14 protein-coding genes and 1 riboswitch are annotated in these 25124 nt (G+C 44.5%); of the genes, 4 read left to right on the top strand and 10 right to left on the bottom strand.

Features of this window, described 5'->3' with window-relative positions; translation table 11 throughout:
- Positions 1 to 553: 553 nt before the first annotated feature.
- From metF to G6047_RS04245, 6 genes are all read right to left on the bottom strand, one after another.
- Positions 554 to 1510: a methylenetetrahydrofolate reductase [NAD(P)H] gene (gene metF / locus G6047_RS04270; protein ID WP_169526244.1), complete on the bottom strand. Its 957-nt coding sequence runs from the start codon at positions 1508 to 1510 to the stop codon at positions 554 to 556.
- A 132-nt stretch (positions 1511 to 1642) separates the two neighbouring features.
- Entirely contained in the window at positions 1643 to 4309 is a 2667-nt protein-coding gene (metH, locus tag G6047_RS04265) for a methionine synthase (RefSeq protein WP_169526243.1), read from the bottom strand.
- A gap of 307 nt (positions 4310 to 4616) precedes the next feature.
- Entirely contained in the window at positions 4617 to 5618 is a 1002-nt protein-coding gene (locus G6047_RS04260; protein WP_169526242.1) for a homocysteine S-methyltransferase family protein, read from the bottom strand.
- Positions 5619 to 5867: 249 nt separating this feature from the next.
- Positions 5868 to 5971, bottom strand: a riboswitch (SAM riboswitch).
- A gap of 192 nt (positions 5972 to 6163) precedes the next feature.
- Positions 6164 to 7150, bottom strand: a complete 987-nt coding sequence (locus G6047_RS04255) for an alpha/beta fold hydrolase (protein WP_169526241.1) — start codon at positions 7148 to 7150, stop codon at positions 6164 to 6166.
- A 113-nt stretch (positions 7151 to 7263) separates the two neighbouring features.
- Positions 7264 to 8556, bottom strand: coding sequence for an O-acetylhomoserine aminocarboxypropyltransferase/cysteine synthase family protein (locus G6047_RS04250; RefSeq protein WP_169526240.1), 1293 nt, complete (start codon positions 8554 to 8556; stop codon positions 7264 to 7266).
- 516 nt (positions 8557 to 9072) lie between these two features.
- Positions 9073 to 9981: a T9SS-dependent choice-of-anchor J family protein gene (locus G6047_RS04245; RefSeq protein WP_169526239.1), complete on the bottom strand. Its 909-nt coding sequence runs from the start codon at positions 9979 to 9981 to the stop codon at positions 9073 to 9075.
- A gap of 248 nt (positions 9982 to 10229) precedes the next feature.
- On the opposite strand from G6047_RS04245, the gene metK reads away from it, so the two are divergent.
- Complete coding sequence (gene metK, locus G6047_RS04240) at positions 10230 to 11480, top strand: methionine adenosyltransferase (RefSeq protein ID WP_169526238.1); 1251 nt, start codon at positions 10230 to 10232, stop codon at positions 11478 to 11480.
- Positions 11481 to 11630: 150 nt separating this feature from the next.
- Positions 11631 to 12326 (top strand): hypothetical protein, encoded by a 696-nt coding sequence (locus tag G6047_RS04235; RefSeq protein WP_169526237.1) that lies wholly within the window; start codon positions 11631 to 11633, stop codon positions 12324 to 12326.
- 219 nt (positions 12327 to 12545) lie between these two features.
- On the opposite strand, the gene G6047_RS04230 is transcribed toward G6047_RS04235, so the two are convergent.
- Together G6047_RS04230 and G6047_RS04225 are read right to left on the bottom strand one after the other, a co-directional pair.
- Positions 12546 to 15272: a TonB-dependent receptor gene (locus tag G6047_RS04230; RefSeq protein WP_169526236.1), complete on the bottom strand. Its 2727-nt coding sequence runs from the start codon at positions 15270 to 15272 to the stop codon at positions 12546 to 12548.
- A 256-nt stretch (positions 15273 to 15528) separates the two neighbouring features.
- Positions 15529 to 16425: a GLPGLI family protein gene (locus G6047_RS04225; protein ID WP_169526235.1), complete on the bottom strand. Its 897-nt coding sequence runs from the start codon at positions 16423 to 16425 to the stop codon at positions 15529 to 15531.
- A gap of 186 nt (positions 16426 to 16611) precedes the next feature.
- On the opposite strand from G6047_RS04225, the gene G6047_RS04220 reads away from it, so the two are divergent.
- Positions 16612 to 17391 (top strand): hypothetical protein, encoded by a 780-nt coding sequence (locus G6047_RS04220; protein WP_169526234.1) that lies wholly within the window; start codon positions 16612 to 16614, stop codon positions 17389 to 17391.
- On the top strand, positions 17391 to 18005 hold the full coding sequence (locus G6047_RS04215) for a deoxynucleoside kinase (RefSeq protein ID WP_169526233.1): 615 nt from the start codon (positions 17391 to 17393) through the stop codon (positions 18003 to 18005). Before G6047_RS04220 ends, G6047_RS04215 begins: the two co-directional genes overlap by 1 nt.
- 77 nt (positions 18006 to 18082) lie before the next feature.
- Here G6047_RS04215 and G6047_RS04210 read toward each other — a convergent pair whose 3' ends face one another.
- The gene (locus G6047_RS04210) at positions 18083 to 21373 is read right to left on the bottom strand and encodes a zinc-dependent metalloprotease (protein ID WP_169526232.1); all 3291 of its coding nucleotides are present in this window, start codon (positions 21371 to 21373) and stop codon (positions 18083 to 18085) included.
- A gap of 210 nt (positions 21374 to 21583) precedes the next feature.
- On the bottom strand, positions 21584 to 25084 hold the full coding sequence (locus tag G6047_RS04205) for a PKD domain-containing protein (protein WP_169526231.1): 3501 nt from the start codon (positions 25082 to 25084) through the stop codon (positions 21584 to 21586).
- Between the last annotated feature and the right edge of the window lie 40 nt (positions 25085 to 25124).

Below are 25124 nucleotides of genomic sequence, written 5' to 3'. Positions count from 1 at the left end.
TGTTCATGTTTATTCACCCTCCCACCCTATAAAGGTAAACTTCAACATAATACCCCAATTACATTTTTCATGTACCCATTTCTTAAAAGTGGTTGCGTGATTTTGTGTTTTGTGATTTTTTGCAACATGGAATTGTGCAACAGCTTTTAAATAAGATTTTATTTTCCGGAGTTGACCCGAACCGGATTACTTCACTTATGCAAGCTGCCAGTTAGTTAAAATTCGTGCTAAGGAAAATGAAGATGTGATATGCAAATCCATAACGTATGAGTTGTGATTGAATTTTAACATAAAGTACATTTTTTATGTACTTAGGATTATCCGGAATTTCGTAGGGACAACATTGGCCCCTTCCCTATGACAAGGTATGATTTGGACGAATACCCTGTGTACATTTTTTCTACCTCAAATGTTAAAGTTAGGAAAATCTGAGGGCATAGTTAGACGTTTTTTTCGCATTAGATCTTTCTTTGGAACAGCTTATAAACGATCTTTTAAACTTTGTGCTCAATAATCATCTTCTAATCTTCCGAACTAATAACTCCCGATCTTCCTAAAAAACCTCCTTCGCAATCGCCTTAACATTCTCAGCCTTCCCCATAGAATAATAATGCAACACCGGAATTCCGGCAGCCACCAGTTCTTTACTTTGGGCCGTACACCATTCAATCCCAATCTGGCGAATGGCGTCATTATCTTTCGCTTTGACTACTTCCATGATCAAATCATCTGGTAAATCTACACTGAACCGATGCGGAATCTGGTTCAGTTGCTTTTTGGTCGAAATAGGTTTAAGCCCCGGAATTATGGGAATCGTGATTCCGGCAGTGCGGCATTTGTCAACAAAATCAAAGAATTTTTTGTTGTCGAAGAACATTTGCGTCACGATATAATCGGCTCCGTTCTTGATTTTTTGTTTGAGGAAATATAAATCCGAATCCAAACTCGGCGCCTCCATGTGTTTCTCCGGATAACCGGCCACGCCAATACAAAAATCGGTTTTACTCACATTCTTGAGATCGTTGTCCAGATAGATTCCGTTGTTCAGATTCGATATTTGCGAAACCAGTTCGGTAGCGTACGCATGACCTTCTTTTTCAGGCTTGAAATAGATTTCGCTTTTGATGGCATCACCCCGCAATGCCACGACATTGTTGATTCCGAGAAAGTCAAGGTCAATCAACAAATTCTCCGTATCTTCTTTGGTAAAGCCACCGCAAAGTACGTGAGGCACGGCATCTACCTGGTATTTATTCTGTATGGCCGCACAAATCCCGACTGTTCCCGGACGTTTCTTAACGACTTTTTTCTCGAGCAGGCCATTTTCCAGCTCCTTGAATTCGTATTCCTCGCGATGGTAAGTCACATCGATAAACGGCGGATTGAATTCCATCAGCGGATCGATGCTGTCAAAAATGGATTGGATGTTCTGGCCTTTGAGCGGGGGCAGGATTTCGAATGAGAAAAGCGGTTTGCCGGCGGCATTTTGTATGTGTTCGGTTACTTTCATATAATTGGGTTAACGGTTAACAGATAACGGTTAACGGTGATTTCGTTAGCGGGAAATTCTTGATTCTTTTACAATCTCCGTTTCCCAATCGAAAGACTGTTTGTTTTTACTCGAGGCCAACTGTTGACCGGCTTAATCAGCAATATTCGGATTCAGCCATTTCGTAGCTTCCTCCAAAGAAATCCCACGACGTATCGCATAATCGGCAACCTGGTCTTCCTTGATTTTTCCGAGCCCGAAATACTTGCTTTGCGGATGTGCGAAATAATATCCGGAAACGGACGATGCCGGCCACATAGCCATACTTTCGGTCAACGTCACCCCGATTGCAGTTTCAACATCGAGCAGTTTCCAGATTTCCGGTTTCTCCAAATGATCTGGACAAGCCGGATAACCTGGAGCCGGACGCATTCCTTTGTATTTTTCAGAAATCAGGCCTTCATTTGACAAGGTTTCATCGGCATCATAACCCCAGATCTCCTTGCGGATTTTTTCGTGCAGGTATTCGGCAAAAGCTTCTGCCAATCTATCGGCGAGCGCTTTGACCAGAATGGAATTGTAATCGTCGTGGTCTTTTTCGAATTCAGCTGCCCATTCTTCAACACCAAAACCTGTAGTTACACAAAATGCCCCGATGTAATCCTGAAGACCGCTTTCTTTTGGAGCAATGAAATCTGCCAACGCCAAATTCGGAGCTCCTTTTGTCTTTTGGGATTGCTGACGAAGTGTAAGGAATTTCCCTATGGAATCGCCTGATTCGTTCCGAACTTCAACATCGTCAGAATCGACCGTGTTGGCAGGAAAAATCCCGTAAATTCCAGAAGCCTTGAGCTTATTTTCAAATACAATCGTTTCGAGCATTTTCCGTGCGTCTGCAAACAAAGACGTCGCTTCTTCACCAACGACTTCATCAGTCAGGATCGCCGGATATTTCCCGTGCAATTCCCACGTCCTGAAAAACGGTGTCCAATCGATATAGGGAATAAGTTCCGATATGGGAACCTCGATGATTTTTGTCCCGATAAAGTTCGGTTTGACCGGATTGAAATCAAGCACCAGCTTATTCTGGCGCGCCTGTTCGATTGACAGGAAATCCTTGTCCCGGGCTCGGTTCAAATAGCCGTCTCTCAAGGTATCGTATTCTGACCTCAGCGACGAGGCATAATCGATTTTTCCGTTGCCCAGCAAATTACCCGCGACAGTCACCGCACGCGATGCATCGTTTACATGAACGACCGTTTCCTTGTATTCCGGAGCGATTTTCACAGCTGTGTGCGCGCGTGAAGTTGTCGCACCGCCAATCATGACAGGGATTTTTATATTCAGCCGGTCCATTTCTTTTGCCAGATAGACCATTTCGTCAAGTGAAGGTGTAATCAATCCGGACAAACCAATGATATCGACATTTTCCTTTTGCGCGGCTTCGATGATTTTTTCAGGCGGAACCATCACGCCCAAATCGATGATCTCGTAATTGTTGCATCCGAGAACGACGGATACGATGTTTTTGCCAATGTCGTGAACGTCGCCTTTTACGGTGGCCATGAGGATTTTTCCAGCCGATTGGGATGTTCCGTCTTTCTCCTGTTCTATAAAAGGTAAGAGGTAAGCCACTGCTTTTTTCATCACGCGTGCCGATTTTACCACCTGAGGCAGGAACATCTTTCCGCTTCCGAACAAATCGCCTACGACGTTCATTCCGTCCATTAAGTTCTGTTCGATGACGTGGATCGGTTTGGCTGATTGCCGACGTGCTTCTTCAACATCGATTTCAATAAACTCGTCGATTCCTTTGACCAATGCGTGGGTCAATCGTTCCTGTACAGAACCCGAACGCCATTCCTGTATCGCTTTTTCGTCGGATTTTATTTGCCCTTTGAAACTTTCGGCAAGGTCGAGAAGTCTTTCCGTGGCATCATCACGTCTGTCAAGCAAAACATCTTCTACCGCTTCAAGCAAGTCTTTTGGAATTTCATCGTAGACCTCAAGCATTTCAGGATTGACGATTCCCATGGTCATTCCGTTTTGGATGGCATGATATAAAAATGCCGAATGCATCGCCTCGCGTACTTTATCATTACCCCTAAACGAAAATGACACATTGCTTACGCCTCCAGAGATATGGGCATAAGGCAGATTTTCCCGAATCCATTTGGTCGCACGGAAAAAGTCGAGTGCGTTCAAACGATGTTCTTCCATTCCGGTGGCAACGGGAAAAATATTCGGATCGAAAATGATGTCTTCGGCGGGAAAACCAACTTTATCAACCAGTATATCATAAGATCTTTTACAGATTTCGATGCGCCTTTCGTATGTATCGGCTTGTCCGACTTCATCAAAAGCCATCACGATAACCGCGGCACCATACCGCTTTACAAGTTTGGCGTGATGGATGAAATTTTCTTCGCCTTCCTTGAGTGAAATCGAGTTGACGACGCTTTTGCCCTGGGCGACTTTGAGACCGGCTTCGATGATTTCCCATTTGGAAGAATCGATCATGACCGGAACCCGGGAAATATCCGGTTCTGCGGCAATCAGGTTGAGGAAACGCGTCATGGCCTGAACCCCGTCAAGCATGCCTTCGTCCATGTTTATGTCAATGATCTGTGCGCCGCCTTCTACCTGGCCGCGTGCAATGTCGAGGGCTTCATCATATTGTTCTTCTTTTATCAGACGCAGGAATTTACGTGAGCCTGTGACATTGGTGCGCTCGCCAACATTGATGAAGTTGGATTCAGGGGTGACGATTAACGGTTCAAGACCGGAAAGCCGTAAGTATTTTTGTTTTTGTTCTGGCATGCGGTAAGCCTATGCTATTATGTTCTGACCGAATTTCGGGTCAGTTTTTTGTTTATTATTTAGTGTTTCGGTCCGTAAGTATCTTTCCTTCGATTTTTAACAAAATGTACATTTTTTATGTACCTCATTAAAAATTTAATTCTGTAGGGATAAAACCGGCCCCTTCCCTATGACAAGGTCGGCATTGCCGCGATATGTCAGATACATAAAAACCGTACATTTTGTTAAATTCATTCATTGTTGAATTTTGTACCCCTCCTGATAAACGGATTATCTATTTTTCCATTATCCCCACTATCGATGCACTTCACACCGTTTCCTGAATCATTCTGGGTTGATAATGCGAAGCAACCTCCGCAATCAGTTTTATATGTTCCGGAGTTGTCCCACAGCATCCTCCAATAATATTAATCAGGTTTTCATCTAAATATTCCTTGATCAAAACCTGCATTTCTTCCGGAGTCTGATCGTATTGGCCAAAAGCATTCGGCAAGCCCGCGTTCGGATGTGCCGAAATATTCAGTGATGTATTCTGGGCCAGACGTTTCAGGTACGGACGCAACTGATCTGCCCCGAGCGCACAATTGAACCCGACCGAAAGCAACGGAATATGTGAAATCGAAATCAAAAAAGCTTCTACGGTTTGACCGGATAACGTTCTTCCCGATGCATCGGTGATCGTGCCGGAAACCATGACGGGAATATCGAGATTGCGTTCGTCCTTTACTTCTTCTATCGCGAACAATGCGGCTTTGGCGTTGAGTGTATCAAAGATGGTTTCAACCAAAAGGATATCGCAACCGCCGTCAATCAGCGCTTCGACCTGTTCTTTATAGGCAATACGCAAATCGTCGAATGTCACCGCACGATAACCCGGATCGTTTACATCTGGCGACATGCTCGCGGTACGGTTTGTCGGGCCGATTGAACCCGCTACGAAGCGAGGCCTTTCCGGATTGGCTTTTTCAAATTCATCGGCGACTTCACGTGCGATTTTAGCCGATTGGAAGTTGAGTTCATAAACCAAATCTTCCATATGATAATCGGCCATTCCAATTGTGGTTCCGGAAAAGGTGTTGGTTTCTACAATATCGGCCCCGGCTGCAAAATACTGACGGTGTACGTCTTTGATGGCTTCGGGTTGGGTCAGGGTGAGCAAATCATTGTTGCCTTTTAATGGATGTGGAAAATCTTTGAATCGTTCCCCACGGTAGTCTTCCTCGCTGAAATTATGGCGTTGGAGCATGGTTCCCATGGCGCCGTCGAGCACGAGGATTCGGGATTGGATGGCCTGGTTTATTTTTGACATAGCATTAAATTTTGGTTCTTTGCTGCAGTTACTTCCGAACTTCCAATCCAGGAACTTCCGAACTCAAAGCCCTAGCCCGGATGCAGCGGCAGCCTTGTGATAAAAGCGCGATTTTTTGCATTTGAGGCAAAGCGACCAACGGAAGCTCTTGCAGCAAATTGCAAAAAACAAGCTTTTGAACAAGCTACAGCGCGCAGCCGGACCAGCTTCAAAAAAAATAAACCGTTATGGAAAGTGAGGGAATTCCGTGAGTTATCTGTCCAAATTTTTATTGGTAGAATGTAGCACCTTCTTTTGGCAAAGGGTTGCTAAGGCTTCAGCGGGTCTAATCCCTCGGCCTTTCGTGATAACGGTCAGCATGTTAATGAACGCTGCAAAGTAAGTCAATAAGGATGACTTGCGCAAACAATTTTCTTGAAGTGTTTTTTTGAGGCTTTTTGTGTAGAGAGGCGCAGAAAAAACAAACGAAGACAACGACGATCTGTTACGCAATTTGCTGTTACCTGAATTTACGTAACAGCAAATTGCGTAACATAGTCGATTGCTTAGTTGTTATGGCTTATCGTTTTTCCCAGTCGGCTGAAAATAGTTTCCAATATGTCCGACAATTGCCGATGCTCGATCAAAAAAGCATCGTGCCCGTGTATCGATTCTATTTCGTGGTAGAACACATTTGATTTATATGGACGAAGGATTTCGAGTGTGTCGATGTTTTCTTCCGGAATATAAAACAGGTCTGAATCGACAGCGATAAGATGGATGTTGGCGGTAATTTTTGAGGCGATTTCTTTGAACGAACCGCGATTTCTGGTGATATCGACCGTTTTGAGCAGATTGTTCATGAGTTTATACGATGATAACCTGAAGCGGTCCTTGAGTTTTTGTCCGTGGTCGAGAAGCCAGTTTTCGACCTTGAATGTGTCGGCAGATTTTTTCCGGTTGAACCGATTCAGCAAGGACAATGGCGTCCTGTATAACAACATGGCATGCAGCCTGGCATCGCTGACGGGATCATCTGAATTAGTGAGGATTTTGTCTTGGATCAACACATTGGCAATGACCCAATCGGTCGCTTTCCAATCGGTCGCTATGGGAATCAGGTTGTTGATTTTTGTAGGTTCGAGCGCAGCCATTTCCCACGCAATTCCACCGCCGAGACTTCCACCTATTACTGCAAAAACCGAATGTATCGACAATTGTTCAAGGCCTTTCCAAAAAAATGCCGCAATGTCCCGGGCCGTAAAGTCGCGATAATTCCCAATCAGGTTTTCGGGATTGTCGTCGTAACCGTTTCCGGGAATATTGAAAGCGATGACCGTAAAACTTTTGGTATCAATCGTTTTATTTTCACCTATCAAATCGCTCCACCAATCTGTCACATTCGAATTTCCGGTCAGGGCGTGATTGACTACAATGACAGGCGCTGTTCCTATTTCCTGCCCGAAATGTTGGTACGTCAACGGTAAACCTGCAATGGTTTTTCCGTTTTCGAGGACGATTTGTCTGAGGGAAATGTGTTTTAAGTCTTTCATTTGGATGATTTTAAAACTGCCCTTTGCCGGATGACATCGGGCAGTAACTAAACACCCGAGGACGAAGGACGAACTGACCGCAGGTAAAACCAATAAAAATCAATCTTTAGGATTTATATCCGCTGAGGCACTTTCACAGCAGCAAAAGCTTCTTTCAAATCCAGTTTCAAATCTTCAATATCTTCAAGCCCTACAGACAATCGGATCAGGTCTTTGGTAACTCCCGTAGATTCCTGTTGTTCATCACTCAATTGCTGGTGCGTGGTACTTGCCGGATGTATGATGAGTGATTTGGTATCGCCGATATTGGCTAAGAGCGAGAAAAGTTTGGTTTCATCGGCCACCTTTTTGGCTGCTTCAAAACCACCTTTTAAACCGAAAGTCACGATTCCGCTTTGGCCGTTCGGAAGGTATTTACGAGCGAGGTCTTTGTATTTGGACGATGGCAATCCGGGATAATTGACCCATTCTACTTCAGGTTGCTGTTCCAGCCAGAGTGCAAGCTTGAGTGCATTGTCGCTGTGTTTCTTGATCCGGAGTTCAAGTGTTTCCAAACCTTGTATCGTCTGGAAGGCATTGAACGGGCTCAATGCCGCTCCAAAATCACGAAGCCCTTCAATTCGTGCTTTTGCTATGAATGCCGCCGGACCGAGTGCTTCGTGATATACGAGTCCATGATAACCTGCAGACGGTTCGGTGAATTCAGGGAATTTTCCGCTGCTCCAGTCGAAAGTTCCGGCATCTATAATGGCACCGCCAAGCGAAGTCCCGTTTCCTGTGATGTATTTGGTCAGTGAATGGATCACGATATTGGCTCCGTATTCAATCGGATTCAGTAAATAGGGCGTTGCGACGGTGTTGTCTACAATGAACGGCACTTTGAATGCTTTGGCTTTATCGGCGATTTCCTTTAGATCAAGCACGTCGAGTTTTGGATTTCCGAGACTTTCGGCAAAAAATACCCGGGTATTTTCCTTTGCCGCTTTGGTGAAATTTTCAGGATCGGACGGATCGACGAAAGTGGTCGTGATTCCCAATCTTGGAAGTGTAACCGAAAGCAAATTGTACGTACCTCCATACAGGCTGTTTGAAGCGACGATGTGGTCTCCGGCTCTGAGCAAAACCAACAATGCCGTGGTCAAGGCCGCCGTTCCTGACGAAGTCACAACTGCTGCAATTCCGCCTTCAAGGGCTGCGAGTCGTTGTTCGAGGATGTCGTTGGTAGGATTGTTCAATCGTGTGTAGATGAACCCGGGTTCGGCAAGTCCGAAAAGGTTTGCTGCGTGGTCGGCGTTGTTAAATACATAGGACGTGGTTTGATAGATCGGGACAGCGCGTGTTCCTCCGTTTTTGGTTACGTCGTGGCCTTCGTGAAGGGCTTTTGTGGCAAATTTTTTAGTACTCATGGTTTTAATTTTTATTGTTATTATTTATTTTTTATTTTTTTTAATTCGTTGGGCAACTTTCCCGTCTTTTCTGGCTTTCCTGACTTTCCCGTCTCCCGACAAAAAAGAAAGCCCTTCAGTAGGATTACCGAAGGGCTTAACAAGCACACAATAACAAAAGATTATGTCGTTCGCTTTCCGGTAATGGGTATGGGCTTGCACGTAGGCAGGCAGCAACAACACATCATGGTAGCGGAAAGGTTCATTTTACTTATTATTTATTTTTATTTTCAATTTTATTCGGCATTCATTCCCCCTTTGGGGGTTAAGGGCTAAAAAAAAGCCTCCGTTTCGGGAGGCTCTTTGGTTATATCTTGAAAAGTTCAGATTATGCCAATGCGTTACCTCCGGAGGATTCCGTACAGATAATACACATATGACAAATATTGAAATTCATGGTTCGATTTCTTGTTTCACAAACTTGGGAAGATATTTTTAAACTTCCAAGTTAAATTTCAGACTTTAACATAATCTGATTTATTTTTTGATGAGTTTTGCCGTTCCGTTCCCATCTGCAGAAAACACTTTTACCGAGTAAACTCCGGCACTCAGCTCACTTAGATTTACAAATGTCTCACTTAAACCATTGAATTTGGCATCGGCTACCATTCGTCCCTCAATGTCAAAAACCTGTGCCGAAATCAATGCAACTCCGTTCTTTGAAGTAAATCTGACTTCATTGGTTGCCGGATTCGGATACATGCTCACATTGTTCTTGAAGAAATCCTGAGTAGAAAGCGGCCGGTCGACAGAAAATTCATCAATGCCGACATAATCGGAATTGGCGCCAGTCGTTCCTCCTTCGGTCACATAATAGCGGAATGCAATGCGGCAATCTGTCCCGTCTGGAATTCCTGAAACCGTGTATGAAAATTGAGTCCATTCGGTAGGATAGCCATCCGTAGTCAAATCTGGATTTATTGTTAAGGCCAACGTGGTAAAGTCACCTGTATCTTCAGCTCCCGCCGGCAGGACAGAAGCCGCTCCGTTTGCACTTATGCGAAGTTCGAGGCGATCTGCATAAATGGTTTCTCCCCCGCTAAGCCCTTTAGCCGAATAGAATGTAATCACATCGCCATTATTGAGACTGATGACAGGCGTAAACAGCCAATTGGAAATAGTCCCCGATCCTAATGCACTGGCGAAATTGCAATAAGCAAATGAAGTCGCCGCATTTCCATTATAAGCTCCGGTGCCAAAATAATCCTGGACCCCGGCCGTTCCCTTGCTCCAATTTGAAGTACCGAGCGGTTCACTTTGATTGCTTCTTTCCCATCCAGCTGTAAAAAGCTGATTTTGGGTCGAATCAAAATTTTCATGGAACAGATTCTGGGCAAAAACGCCTGCTATGGGAAACAGTAAAAAGAAGAGTAATTTTTTGTTCATAAACATTCGGTTTTGGTTTATCACAAATCTAATTATTTACTTTACACTACAATACGACCCGGAACACTTGCACGGATTTTTAAATTATATGCATATTGGCAATTGCTTTTTACCGGAATCCCTATATTTGCACCCATCAAAGGAGGAAAAATTTGCCTGATTGCAACCTCGGTAAAAAATGCTAAAGCAGTTCTACACTTCTTTAGCCCGCGACTGCTCAGGTTTTTCCAAAAAAAATAAAAAAACTTATGTCGTATCTGTTTACCTCAGAATCTGTGAGTGAAGGACATCCGGACAAGGTCGCCGACCAGATTTCCGATGCCTTAATTGATAATTTCCTAGCATTCGATCCCGAATCCAAAGTAGCCTGTGAAACACTTGTCACAACGGGGCAGGTTATCCTTGCGGGTGAAGTGAAATCCAAAACCTACCTTGACGTCCAGCAAATTGCGCGCGATGTAATCCAGAGGATAGGATACACGAAAAGCGAATATATGTTCGAGGCTAATTCGTGTGGAATTTTGTCTGCCATACACGAACAATCAAGTGACATCAACCAGGGTGTAGACCGTGCCAGCAAAGAAGAGCAAGGTGCGGGCGATCAGGGAATGATGTTCGGATATGCCACGAACGAAACCGAAGATTATATGCCGTTAGCCCTCGATCTTTCACACAAACTGCTTGAGGAACTTGCTGGTTTACGAAGAGAGAACGATGCTATCAAATACCTTCGTCCCGATGCAAAATCACAAGTTACATTGGAGTATGACAACAATAACAAGCCGGTCCGCATCGATGCCATCGTAATCTCTACGCAACATGATGATTTCGATGAGGAAACAACCATGCTAGCCAAAATCAAGAAAGACATCGTCGAAATACTGATTCCGCGTATCATTGCCAAATATCCGCAATACGCACACTTGTTCAACGACAAGATCCAATACCATATCAACCCGACCGGAAAGTTCGTCATTGGCGGACCTCACGGAGACACAGGTTTGACCGGACGTAAAATCATCGTTGATACTTATGGAGGAAAAGGCGCTCACGGTGGCGGTGCATTCTCCGGAAAAGACCCTTCCAAAGTTGACCGTTCGGCTGCTTACGCGACACGTCATATTGCCAAGAACCTTGTGGCTGCAGGCATTGCAGAAGAAATCCTGGTTCAGGTTTCTTACGCGATTGGAGTGGCAAAGCCGATGGGGATTTATGTAAACACATACGGCACTTCAAAAGTGAACCTGACTGACGGTGAGATTGCTAAAAAAGTAGAAGGTATTTTTGATATGCGTCCCTATTTTATCGAACAACGACTGAAGCTCCGGAATCCTATTTACAGCGAAACGGCTGCTTACGGACATATGGGCCGTAAACCACAAACTGTTTCCAAAACCTTCAAGAATCCGTACGGACAGGAAAAAACCGTCGAAGTGGAATTGTTCACTTGGGAGAAACTTGATTTTGTGGACAACGTGAAAGCTGAGTTCGGAATTTAACAGTTGACCCTTTACGAAAATATAGAAAGCCTGCACTGAATGTCGCGGGCTTTTTTGTTGTCTGTAAACAGACGTCGTCGTCTATCGCAAAGGTTTGGAGACTTTATATTTTTTTATCATTTTGCCACAAAATCCAATCGCAGTCTTTCTATGGAAAAGAGACAAAAAGTACTTATTGCGTTTTTCTGTGTCCTTGCGGCAATCACACTATCTGGATTTCTCAAATCCTATCTCTTTTTCTACCCGGATTTTGGGAAGTTCAGAAGCCTTATCCACATTCATTTTGCGGCCTTCACGTGTTGGCTTTTACTGATTGTCGCACAACCTGTTTTGATTCGGAAGAAGAATTTCAGGCTGCACCGATTGTTGGGAAAAGCATCCTATTTTTTAGCGCCGATACTTGTTTTGACCATCATTTTACTCACGCGCCAAAAAGTGCTCAGGGAATTTCCGGTGTCAAAAGACGAAGCCATTGTCGATGCGCTGATTGGGTGTCTGGATGCGTTATCCTTTTCCGGATATTACGTTGCGGCGATGGTAAACCGGCGTAATATAAGGCGGCATGTCGCTTTTATAATCGCAGCTTCGCTGATTGTCCTGAATCCGGGACTTGGACGCTTGCTGAACCTGATCCAGCCGGGTTTGGGAATGCTTGGTGCGGTGCTGACTCCGTTTGTGGTTTCGATAGTGATACTTGTGTACGAAAAATTAAAATTCAAGCGACCCGTTTTGAAAAGTCCTTATTTCATTTTCCTTGTTTGTTGGATATTTGAAATCGCTATACTGATTGTTTTTCCCCAGACCGATTTTTGGAAATCGCTTGTTTCGCAATCAATGAATAATTAATGATTAATAATTGAAATCTGTGTGAATACAACTCCATTTCTCATTTTGGAAACTATAAAATTCCAATTAAAATAGAAGGTAATTAATCATCCTTGATCGAATAACGGCAATCAGTGGGTAAGTTTACCACAAGCTATTTGGGAAACCGTAAAGTTCCTAATACTTCCAGCGGTAATTCCCACCTGAATAATTGTTAATCGTTAATTATTCATTTTAAATTCAAATATTATACTTCAGGCTGAAAATAATATACCGCGGCTGCACATAATATTGTGAAGTGGAAACCCGCAACTCATTAAAGCTGTTATCGTTGAGCGAAGTGGTATTGAGCAGGTTTGTAGCCGATAATTTGTATTCCCATTTGCTGCCTTTCTTTTGGTAAATCAGGCTCGCGTTGAGGAAATCATATTTGTTGTCCTGAGTGCCTTCGCGGTCATAATAATGCGAAAACTGGTAATCTGCATTGAACGAAAACGCATCGAGGAAATAATAATCGAGACGTGCGAAAGGCATATCGGTGTAAAAACGGCGGCCCGTGTAATCATTGACTGTAAGCGTGTAACCGACTTCGAGATTCGGCAACGATTTGAAAACGGTTGAGGCACGCAACGTATAGTTCTGCGTGGTACTTTCGGTGGTTCGGTAATCGCCGAGTTGGATGTTATAGAACTTGGACCAGTTCACTGCCGCCTGGAACGACGCTTTGTAGAATTTGGCGAACGACCGGCCGTAATTCCCCATGAGCGAAGCCGATTCATCTGCAAAAGCCGAATTGAACGGCGTCGTGATTTGGTTCACCCCAAAAAACTGCGCGTAATTCTTGACGGCATCGACGCGTTTGGTATAGCTGGCGTTGGCGAAAATGTTCTCCATATTGAACATATTGAACCGGTAATATCGTAAGGAATGTACTTGTGAAGTCGCGTTTTCCAGATACCTGTTCCCGCCAAAAAGACTGTTGAAGTTGGACATGACATAACCGGAAATCAGTTGGTTGATATCGGTAAAATCATTGGTCATAGTGTAGGTATACGTGAGGGTTTCAGACTTCTTGATTTGCCACATAGCGTACATATCTGGTAAAAACCTACCGAAATTATTCTTGACTTCTGTGCCCAATTGCGTATTGTTCATATTATATGCATGCAGGCTGAAACCCGGATTGAATGTGAATTCGCCAATCAGGAATTTGTAATGGAAACCGAGGAAAACGTCGTTGAACGAATAATCGACGTCGTTGTTGGCTTCAGGTGCCAGATCGGCTTTTGAGGAATCGTCGAGGATCTGGAACAAATCGGAATTGAAACCCTGATTGGAATACGTATCGCCCAACGTGATATTGAAGATGCTTTTCGGGCTGAAACTGTAGTAATAATCAACTTTCGCATCTACTTTATTCGTCCGCACGAGTCGGTCCTGGTTGATGTCGTAACGTCCGGAAGGCTGGGCGGTAATGCCGAGATCGAATGGCGTATCGGACGGATTGTTCGGATCATCGAAAGGCGGAAACGGATTCGTAGCCAGGTTCGCGTTATAGAACGGGTCTTCTTCCTGGAACAGATGCTGTATTTCCACGGCAAATACATGCTTCTCGCTTTTGGTCCAGTACAGGCTCAGGTTCTGGTTGATGGTAACGGGCGACTGGCGTTTATCCGTGCTGATGTTTTCTGTTGCGGACACACCGTTAAACATTGATTGCCGCAATAACCCGGTGTCTTCATCCTGTTTGGAACTGCGTCCGATAAAATCATAATCCAACTGGAAATTTGCACTCGGTTTGTAACTCGAACTTAATTTGAGAATTCCAAACCGGTTCAATTGCTTTGATTTCTCCTGGCGGTTCTCGGTGGCATCTGTCGCGACAATCTCAGTTTGTGTGTTGGTTTCGAGATCTGTTTTGGACGATGACAGGATCCCGAAACCGGTGATCGACCATGATTTTGTGGGATTGTACGAGAAGTTTGCCGCCCCGAAATCGGTCTGGATTTCCTTGGCGCGATTGTTCCGGAGCAATGAAATCCCAATATCGTTGGATGACACGTTGAAGTTGGTTCCGCCTTTTTTCATCATCGACCTGAATCCGCCAGTCATTTTGAAATAATCCTGGATCGTCAGTGGCAATTCGCCAATGTTGTTGAAATTCGTGATGACGTTGAGGCTGTATTTTGGACTGTAATAAAAGGCTTTGGGATTGATCAGGTAACGGGTTTCATCATCGGCGACCCCGATTCCCGCCGTCATATCGCCAAACCAGAAGTTCTTTTTGCCTTCTTTGAGCTTGATGTTCATGGCGACGCTTTCCTCGTTATTCTCTAGGCCTTTGAGCTGGGAAATTTCATTATAATTGCGAAGCACCTGTACTTTGTCGATGGCATCGGCCGGGATATTCTTGACGCCGAGCTTGGTATCACCGTCAAAGAAATCCTTGCCTTCGACCATCAGTTTCTGGACTTTTTTGCCTTCGACTTCAACTTCCCCATCGGCATTGACTTCTACGCCAGGAAGTTTTTTGAGGATGTCTTCGAGTTTGCGTTCGGTACCCGATTTGAACGAATCGGCATTGTAGACAATCGTATCGCCACTTATTGAAACCGGCATTTCACGTACGATCTCAACATCGTTGAGCATGATCCCGCCCGCTTCCATGGTAATCGACTGGCTGATATTTTCCGTCGAAGTCGTCACCGAAATTTCCTTTGCGGCCATTCCCAGGTAACTGATCTTGATTACGTAAGAAGTATTTGCTTTGAGATTGAGATAGAATTTTCCCTTGTCGTTTGTAATCGCAAAGGCGTCCATGGCTTTGGTCACAGTATTCTGGGCGACGACGTTGGCCATTTCGAGGGGCTTTTTATCGGGATCGGCAACGGTTCCGTCAAAGCGGACGTTTTGGGAGAAAATGAAGTTGCTTGTTAAGAGAAGCAGTGGAAATAAAAAAAGCCTCATGTTTTGCTGGGTTAACAGTTAACAGATAACGGTTAACCGTTTTTAGTTTAATTGAATCTGCTGTTTGCTTTCGGGAACGGTATGGATAACATTGGCTGTAAAAATTTAGTGTGGTATGTGTTTCGCAAAACCCAGGATTACCTTACGCTGGATTGAAATCACAGTTTTATCTACCGTTCCAATCCAAAATACAATTTAAAAAATGAGCTAAAAATTTCTTTAACCCCGAAATAACCATTAACCGTTATCTGTTAACCTAATTCATTCTCCGTCCACCAGGCCCACCAGGCCCGCCATTCTGACGGAATTCTTCCATTTTCTTGACAACCACATCGTCATATTCGGCCTGTGAGATTTCCTTGCCCTTTTTTGGTGCTTTGATTTCGACCTTGTCTTTTGAATTGAGTACGACTTTAGAACAAAGTATCACTGTTTTTCCATCGCTGACCTCAAGTATCAGCCCTGGCAGACCCCAATAGCTTTCCGGCCCTTGGCTGACGGGAATTTCAGGCGCGAACCACGCCGTGATGGTGATTTCCTTTGCCAGTTCCACTTCATCCATCAGGTTGGTCTTTTTTTCGGAATCGGCTTTTTTCTTCGCTTCTTCGGCCTTTTTCTTTTCATCCTCTTCCTGGCGTCGCGGTCGGAAATTACGCAAATCAGACTTACTCGCCGGAAGCACAGCCGTGGCTTTGTAACACGTATAACCGCCTATTTGCTTGCTATCACCGCTCATTTCCCATTTGATGGTCTTGAGTGAATCCTTGACGAGAAATTCCTTACCCATGAATTCTTTATCGACTGCGTACGATTTGGTCTTGACGTTTTTATAGAACGTTCCGCCTCCGCCCATCATGGATGTCATCATCCTGAAACCGCCTTGATTTTGACCTGGGGCTTCGAGCTTTTCTTCTTCTTTGTAAATAGATTCCGACTTGTTGAAATTGAGGATGAATGTCTTTTCAAACGCCTTTTTCATGCGCTCCTCGAACATCTTTTGCATTTCCGGCGTTATATCGCGGTTGCCTTGCATTCGGTTCTGGAAATCGGCCGTACTGGTTTTGGATTCGTAGACCGCCATTCCCTGAAAGTCCTGGGCAGAAACGGTTAAGGTGTTGATTAAAGCGGTTATGAAGAAGATTAGATTTTTCATTCGGGTGATTTTTGAAAAACAAATATGACAGAAATCCATTGGTCATGTTACCAACAATCTGTTAAAGTTGTCCGAATTTACGGCATTATCGGGCATTCCCTAAAAAATAGAGGCGAACGGTCATTTATTCGACGTGAACAGAAAAAGCGTGCCGGCAGATTGGACATTAAATTGTATTTTTCAACCATGAAACTTTTCGTGTGGCTTCTTATCGCCTGCCCTTTTTTTACGCATTCGCAGATTGTTGCCGAACATAAATCGACAAGCGTCCTTGATGCCGATGTTTTTCTCGGATACGACAATCTCGGGGCACTTTATTTTACAAAAGACAACGCGATTTTTAAAAGCACCGAAGTCAGGACAGTCCAATATAAAAACATATCTCTGGGGAAAATTGAACGTGTCGATTTGCAGAATCCGCTTAATATCGTTTTGCTGTATCCCAATTTCAATACGGTTGTCATGCTGGACAATCAGCTGAACGAGACAAAGAAAATTTCCTTTTCAGATCTTTCAGAACCTTTGATGGTAACGGCTTGCGGAAACGCTTCGCAGAACAGGTTGTGGATTTACAACAGCATCACCCAACAAATCGGTCTTTTGGATTACACCAAAAATTCCTACAAACCTATTACGCAACAACTGAGCGGGAAGTTTGTTTTCTACCAGACCGACTTCAATAATTTTTATTGGATGACAGATCAAAGGCAATTGTTTGTCTGCGATGTTTTTGGCAAGATACGGTCGTTGGGAAAACTGCCTGATTTCGATGCCGCACGAATCACATCGGACAAAACAGCCATTTATTTAAAAGACAACATGTTGCGCGTAATCGATTTGGACACGGGAGAATCAAAAAGCATAGAAACGGGCAAAAAATCCCTATCGTCCTTTTGGTACAGCCCACAGAATTTGACTATTTTTACCGACCGTGGCCTTTCCACGTATAAAATCCAATTACCGTAATGCATATAGCGATCGCAGGCAACATTGGCGCCGGAAAAACTACCTTGACGCGCCTGCTGGCCAAACATTTTAAGTGGGAACCGCATTTTGAAGATGTTGTTGACAATCCGTATCTCGATGATTTTTACCATCAGATGGAACGTTGGTCATTTAACCTACAGATTTACTTTTTGAACAGTCGTTTCCGCCAGATATTGCAGATTCGCGAAAGCGGAAAAAAAATCATCCAGGACAGGACCATTTATGAAGATGCGCACATTTTTGCACCGAACCTTCATGCGATGGGATTGATGACGAACCGTGACTTCAACAATTATTCATCGCTTTTCGAGCTGATGGAATCCTTGGTCGAACCGCCGGACATGCTCATCTACCTGCGCAGTTCCATCCCGAATCTCGTGAACCAGATCCACAAACGCGGACGCGATTACGAGAATTCGATCTCGATTGATTATTTAAGTCGATTAAACGAAAGATATGAAGCCTGGATTACGACTTACAATCGTGGCAAGCTGCTCATCATTGATGTGGATACGGTGGATTTTGTGAACAATCCGGAAGATTTGGGAAAAGTTTACAACAGGATCGACGCAGAACTTAACGGTCTGTTTTAGATGAAATCATAATTAGTAAAACATAAAAAACCGGCAGAATCAACCGCCGGTTTTTTTGTTGTATAAATTAAAGACTGTTATTCTACTACAATCTTACGTGTCTCACGTGTTCCGCCATTCTCAATCTGGATCAGGTAAACCCCGGAAGATGGATGGCCTAAGTCAAGTATCTGCTGGAACAATCCGTTCGCAACATAGCCTTTGTTGAAAATCTGACGTCCGCGGATATCGAAAACTCCAATTTTCACATCTTCATTCTGGTTTGGCGTAAAGCTGACGTTGAATGTTCCGTTGTTAGGGTTTGGATAGATGGCAAGATCGTTCAAATGCTGTTCGGCTGTTCCAAGAGGCTGCTCATTGCAAATATTCAGGCTCCAGGCCGTAAGTGAACCACCATCACCGGCAGTATTATCTGACACCGTCAATGTCCAGACTCCGGCTGGATTCTCTCCGTTGAATGTAGAAAGCAGTTGGGTCGGTCTGATCAATCCGGTAACTGCAGGATTCGTAGCACATAACGGAACGCCTCCGAGATCATCAAAAGTAACGTTGTTGATGTTGTTCTGGTCATCACAAGGATTCTGGATCAATGTAATTTGCGTTCCGCTTGGACTTGTCAGTTTCACAGTGAGGTCGCTAACCCAGGAGTGCGTGATATTCGCCGTTACTGTCATACGTGAAATTGGAGTTCCTGCTCCAACAGTTATTGTAGAGGTTACCGTAGGCGTTCCTGAAGCCGAGATAGCTTTAGGAACATTCGGAGATGTGGCGGCTGTAGCCCCACAAACCGTTTGTCCTGTCTGGAAGCTGTAGACGGCACTCAATGTACCCTGACACGCTTCATTTTTAGGTTGGACTCTCCAATAATAAGTTGTTCCTTCTGCCAATCCGCCCGCAACAAAAGTCGTGGTTAGAGATGTTCCTGAAGCAACAATATTCGTAAAGGCTGAATCGGAAGCTATTTGAACATCATAAGAAGTTGCGGCTGCATCAGCTGTATAGGTCAAGGCTGGCGAAACACTTTGACCTGTTGCATTGTTTGCCGGTGAAATAAGCGTCGTTCCTGTAAAATTCCCATCTTTAACATCAAGATAGAACGGAACCGTTTTGACAACAGATCCTGAAGTTGCAGTAACCACCAAAGAATAAAGCTGAACAGTGGCTCCCGCAGGAGGCGTAACACTTAGGATAACATTACCTGAAGCGGTTACATTATCAGGACTGAAAGTAACTACGGAACCTGCAGGTTGACCGGCAAGACTGAACGTCGTGGTTCCTGTAAAACCAGCTAAAGGATTATAAGGGATGGTATATGTCACGGTACTGCCCTGACAAACATTTTTATGTTGCTCACCAGCTACTCCGCTAAAAGCAACCGAGAAAGACGATGTTGCTGCAGTTATAGTAAAATTGGCATTGGAGATATCATAGAAAATGTGATTGTGACCACGGACCATGATGCGATTAGTCGATCCGGTAGTTGTTGGAATTGTTACAACTTCAGAACCGTCGTTTGGCACATCACTAGCCAATAAAGTGAGGTTATTAAAAGCTGAGGTTGGAGAATAATAGATATCGACTGTTGGCGTATTTACACCATTACCGGTAGTCCCCGCTACGTCCCATGTAACCGTTTGGTTTGAGCCGGCTACATAAGAAACAACTGTGTTTGGAGAGGTTACCAAAAATGGTCCCGCAGCAGTTGTTACAGAAACTTTCATATAATCTGTAGCTGTTTGTCCCACTCCCGTACTGATATCGCGAACCGTAACTGCAAAATTTAAATCACGGGCTACAGAACTTACCGCTTCTGATGTAAAACCTCCAAATGTTGTCGTCAGGTTGTTTGCTACGACCGATTGGATTCTGGGCATAAAGCGACTCGGCGAAGATGTTGGGTCATATGTACGCCAGTTTGGACCGCTTGCTTTTGTTGTGGAACATTCACTATTATCATCTGTAGAAGTGGCGGTCACATTATCTGAACCTTCCCAGCAATACAACAGGGCATCACCATCTTCGTCAGCCCCGCTGGCTGTCAATATAAAAGGTGTACTGTACGGCATAATGTAGTCTGGGCCCGCATTTACAGTTGGTGCAGAATCTAAAATAGGTGTCACAACCGGACATGTCTTAGTGGCTAAATTTTGCTGTATCTGGATTACGTTGGCATACACAAAATAATCATCAGAGTGTGTTTGTACGTTCAGGCCAGGTACAATTCCTGCATATCCCATAATAGTCGATCCTGAACCAGGTTCTACATTTGTTCCGGAACCTTCATTTGCGTATGAAAATGAATGTGAGCCCCCTAACTGATGCCCCATTTCATGGACAACGTAGTCAATATCGAAATTATCACCCATGGGAATAGCATCAGATGGTGATGTATATCCACTTCCTTTTTGATTATTTACACAAACACATCCTACGCATCCCGCATTACCGCCACCACCCTGAGGCACAGGAAGAACGGCAAAGAGATGGCCGATGTCATAGTTCGCATTTCCAATTACCGCTGTCAATGTCGCCTGAACTTCGGCGTTCCAATTGTCAGGAGTTGAATAGGGATCTGTTGTGGCATTGGTGTATATTACATCATCTGTATTCTCAATCAATTCAAGATGAACGGCTAAATCCCTTTCATCAACCCCGTTAACACGTGTAAGGGTATTGTTGATGCCTTCGAGCGCATCGGGAACGGTTCCACCAAAATAAGTCGTGTACTGTGCATTAACCGATTGTGCCAGACGTAAAGTTCTTAATTCTCCAGCATTTGACATTTGCTGACGGGCCATTGCCTGAGGAGCTACATCATTAGCCAAAGCCTGATCTTCGGTTGAACATGTCCAGGGCAAGGAGCCTTTTGTTCGTTGTGACTCATATACTGCATAAACTTGTTGATCCGCTGCATATTTTTCAATGAATTCACTGGAAGCACCATCTCGAAGAATCATTCCCTGAACCCCTTTGACTCCTGAGCTAATTCTAAGGATGGAACCTTTGTTCTCGACCCCTTTACCCACATAGGCGCGAATGTTGGGATAACGTGCCTGAAGCCCAGGTGCAAAATTAGAAGCTTCGAACATTTCAAAATGTTCAATAGTTCCGGCGGCATTCGGGATAGAAATGATAACTCCTGTTTGGCGCTTAGTCAGGTCGCGTTGGGGAGCCGTTTGCAAAACCGATTTCAGGTTCGCAGCATTGAGCTCAAAAAGCTGATATGTTGTCGGAAAGCCGGCACGTGTCGTATTTATAGCCGGAATTAATCCCTTAGCATTGGTTGTAGCCCAGAATTTATCGGATTGTGCCGACAAACCCACAGAGAAAACTAATGCCAGGCTTAAAAAGTAGTTGATTTTAGTCATAAAATAGTTGGTGGTATTAAACATAAAGCGCCAAAAATAAGAAAGCATCCCGATATGAGATGCTTCTTTAACGTTTAAATCGTGCAATTAATCGGTAATCGAGTGAATTTTTGCGGTTATTTAAACGGATACCGCTTTCGAAAACCTTTTCGAAAAACCAATCCTACTTTTTGTTTTTAACAAATCGGTAAATAACCTCAAGACAAGAAGTTACCTTTCGATTATCAATTTTTGGGTTTCAAATCTTCCGTTATTCTCAATCCGCACAGAATAAATTCCTGTCGGCAAGAACGAACAATCCAACGTTTGAATGAAATCGGCATTTGCATCATAGGATTTTGACATTACCCTACGTCCGCTTATATCCAAAACTTCTATCATTACATGGCTGTTATCAGCCGCATAAAGTGAAACGGTGAATGCATCGCTCGTCGGGTTTGGATAGACCTTGAGTTCCATTCCTTCACGTTGCATCTCCGGATTCACGTTGGAAATCCTGAAGGACGGTATGACTACATTTGCGGTATAATCGTCGTAGCAAAGCCACTCATCATGAGGCCCAAGCTTTCTCCCCTGCACGGTTACCGAATACGTTCCGGAATTCGTGTAGGCATGACTGACCGTTGTTGCTCCATTGTAGTAGGAAGTCCCGTCGCCAAAAGTCCAATAGTATACAAATCCGTTATATCCCTGACAAACCTGATTGGTATTGCTGTTTTGTATGGTAAACTGTGTATTTCCGTTAAACGGAAGTGAATTTGTAAAATAAATGGTGGAAAGGCAATCACACTGGCATACAGAAGTAATCGTACGCGTAGCTGTTACCGTACAGCCAGACGCATCCTGTACGGTAAGGGTGAGCGTACCCGGAAGTGTCGTCCAGGCCACAGTGACATCGCTCTGGTTCGAAGCGCCGGAAATCGTGCCCGCGCCTCCCGTTATAGCCCAGGATGCAGTCTGTCCGGCTAAAAGCACTACCGAATTGTTGGTTGAGGAATTATTCGCCAGGGTCGTACAGGCAGAATTGCTTCCTAAAATCTGAGGTGTCGCCGGAGCGGAAATCGTGAACGTTTTGGTAGACAATACATAGGTCGGGTTCGAGGCAAACTGCAGTGTCACTTCATAGGTACCTGATTGCGGGAATGTATATACAGGCGTGTTGGCGGTAGAAGTTACCGTTACGTTTGTCCCGACATTCTTGAATTTCCAAAGGAAGCCACCGGTACAAATGTTGGCGAAGAATTTATACTGGTTACATCCTACAAGGTAAGCCGACATTTTGTCTGCGGAGGCTGAAGGATAAGCTGTGGCCAATCGGGCATCAAGCATGTGCGGCAAGCCTAACGATATAGCAACCCCTGATGTTTTCTGAGGACCGTTGAGGCTAAAATAGCAGGCATTGGGCGATGTTTCTGAGACCCTTGCATTAGGATTGTGAATCACTCCCAGTTTCATCTGGAAACTTAAGGCGATGTAGATTTTTCCGTCAGGCCCCAATTGCATATTTCCTGGTGTAAAGGTATCTGTTGTACCAACCAGTTTTTTTGTAGAACCAACGTTGGCCGCATTAAGCGAAAACTGATATATCCCTCTATTTGTATTTTCGGCAGTGTATAGCAGGTTGGAGTCCGGGCTGAATGTAGATCCTCCATAAGAAGAATCGCCCGGAATGATTACTGAATCTGAACATTTACCTGTGACTTTATCGAAGTCGAAAACATAGCCGGATGAGGTTCCATACGTATTACCTACATAAACCTTGTTTCCGTTCGGAGCCACTTTAATAAATCGGACATTCGTGTATAAGTTATCTATAAAAGTAGGGCTGCTTGATACGAACGAAAGGCCGGAAGCGGTCAACGAATAGGTTGCGATGTAAACCGATGTGCCGTTCCTTATTGTAGTGAGTATCCAATATCCGTTACAGTTTTGAATCGCGGCGACACCAGAAACACCCAATATGGCACCGTCGGTCGAATTGTAGTTGTAACCGGTAGCGGGCTGTGTCACCGGAAGTTTGTAATTCTGAACCGATACAGTTCCGCTTGTGGCGACGATGGAATAGCGCAATCCGTTTATAACGTCAGGCGAAACCACATTCGCGTTGGTGAAAATATAATATTTACCATTGTTCGCAGGATCTGGCACGCAAGCTATGGCAGGCTCGAATCCGCTGTCTCCCGTAGCGGATATAGCAAGTGTAGCGTGGCTGGCGTTAAATATCCTTGTGTTGTTAGCATAAAATAACAGGTTCCCCGACGCGTCACATTGAGATACCATTTTTCCGTTGCAGTTAAAGCTATTGACAAACGCCGGGTCAAAAACAGGAACTCCCGTACTAAATTTTAAGCCTGCACCCTGGCTTACGTACCAATGTGAATTTTGCGTGATTGGCTGGCAATTCACCACAAAGATCTGAATGGTCGTCGTGGAAGAGCCTACGGATGGATTGGTCGCCGTCAAAGTAACGTTATACGGAACTGCCAATGCCGCAAAAGCATGGCTTGCCGTAGCTCCGGTAGCGGTAGCCCCATCACCGAAATTCCATGAATAAGTAGTACCTGCTGCACCAAGAGAGGTAAAAGTAACCTCATTCCCGGCTCCGGCGCATGGTTGGTACGTACTGGGTGTAAACGTCGATGAAACCAGGTTTGCAGAACCACAGGTCTGTGTATAAATGATATTGTCGGTAGAATAGAGCGTCGGGCGATTCTGGCTCAACATGGTCAACATACGGTTTTTCTGTCCAGTCGTAAAACTGTCGGTACAATCGTTATTCCCGTAATCCATGTAATTATGGATTTTATCCGCAGAATCTGTCGGCGTTTCCGTACAGGTATTGATATTGGCTACACAGTTGTAATTAGGCGCGGCAACCGGAGGCGTATCGCACACCTTATCGCCCAAGGTCGAACAATCTGCGGTAGTGGTGCCCGAGCAACCCTGATGGAATGTATGGTAAAGCCCGAAGTAATGACCTACTTCATGCACCAACACTTCTCCCTGGTCGTATGTAGCGAACATCCCTGAACTACAGCTGCAAAGCGGATCGGCAGCATTTCCGAACACATTGGCTTTGATAACGACACCATCAAATACGCCAGGCGAAAACGGATAGGTTGCATAAGCGTTGATATTAGAAGCTCCATTTATCGTATTTACCACCCAGATACGAAGATAGCGTTCGCGTGTTACCGATACACCTGCCAGATTGACCAGCGACATTTGCTCGGTTGCCTGGTCGTGGTTAGATAAGGCTGCATTAGATACATGAATGATTCCCGGTACGGTCTGTGTCCCACCTGAAGGAGTAGGAATGTTGGATGTACCGGCTTTGGTCGCAAGACAAAACTTTACGCCATAGCCATTGAATTTTGTATTGAGAGCCGCCAATTGCGAATTGACCCTATCGTCCGACAGGTTTGAGGCAGGATCTGCAGGATCGGAAATCACGTAAACCACAACGGGAATCGTAATAAGCGGAGCCGGCGGGTCGGGAACAGCCCTGTTGGAGCGTTGCAGCTGTGTTTTCTCAAACACTTGCTTTTCTACATAATCAATCCGTGATTGTAATTCCGGATTGTCCTTGAGCTGCTGTTCAAGCAACTGATCGGTAAAACAGGTTTGGGGCTTTACATCTTTTTGCCCGAAACTGGCGCCACTGAGCAATAGCAGTGTGGCACCAAAAATTTTGGTGAATTTTGTAATCATAGTTGTGTGTAATGTTAATGGATCCTTAAATGTAGAAATA

The sequence above is a fragment of the Flavobacterium silvaticum genome, from assembly GCF_012911565.1.
Lineage (GTDB): Bacteria > Bacteroidota > Bacteroidia > Flavobacteriales > Flavobacteriaceae > Flavobacterium > Flavobacterium silvaticum.
This window is presented reverse-complemented; position numbering and strand designations above follow the sequence as displayed.

Bases quoted from the DNA above. Each gene is read 5' to 3' on its own strand.
- G6047_RS04230 (WP_169526236.1), bottom strand. From the start codon at position 15,272: ATGAGGCTTTTTTTATTTCCACTGCTTCTCTTAACAAGCAACTTCATT.
- metF (WP_169526244.1), bottom strand. From the start codon at position 1,510: ATGAAAGTAACCGAACACATACAAAATGCCGCCGGCAAACCGCTTTTC.
- G6047_RS04260 (WP_169526242.1), bottom strand. From the start codon at position 5,618: ATGTCAAAAATAAACCAGGCCATCCAATCCCGAATCCTCGTGCTCGAC.
- metH (WP_169526243.1), bottom strand. From the start codon at position 4,309: ATGCCAGAACAAAAACAAAAATACTTACGGCTTTCCGGTCTTGAACCG.
- G6047_RS04235 (WP_169526237.1), top strand. From the start codon at position 11,631: ATGGAAAAGAGACAAAAAGTACTTATTGCGTTTTTCTGTGTCCTTGCG.
- G6047_RS04210 (WP_169526232.1), bottom strand. From the start codon at position 21,373: ATGACTAAAATCAACTACTTTTTAAGCCTGGCATTAGTTTTCTCTGTG.
- G6047_RS04250 (WP_169526240.1), bottom strand. From the start codon at position 8,556: ATGAGTACTAAAAAATTTGCCACAAAAGCCCTTCACGAAGGCCACGAC.
- G6047_RS04245 (WP_169526239.1), bottom strand. From the start codon at position 9,981: ATGAACAAAAAATTACTCTTCTTTTTACTGTTTCCCATAGCAGGCGTT.
- G6047_RS04255 (WP_169526241.1), bottom strand. From the start codon at position 7,150: ATGAAAGACTTAAAACACATTTCCCTCAGACAAATCGTCCTCGAAAAC.
- G6047_RS04220 (WP_169526234.1), top strand. From the start codon at position 16,612: ATGAAACTTTTCGTGTGGCTTCTTATCGCCTGCCCTTTTTTTACGCAT.
- G6047_RS04215 (WP_169526233.1), top strand. From the start codon at position 17,391: ATGCATATAGCGATCGCAGGCAACATTGGCGCCGGAAAAACTACCTTG.
- G6047_RS04225 (WP_169526235.1), bottom strand. From the start codon at position 16,425: ATGAAAAATCTAATCTTCTTCATAACCGCTTTAATCAACACCTTAACC.
- metK (WP_169526238.1), top strand. From the start codon at position 10,230: ATGTCGTATCTGTTTACCTCAGAATCTGTGAGTGAAGGACATCCGGAC.
- G6047_RS04205 (WP_169526231.1), bottom strand. From the start codon at position 25,084: ATGATTACAAAATTCACCAAAATTTTTGGTGCCACACTGCTATTGCTC.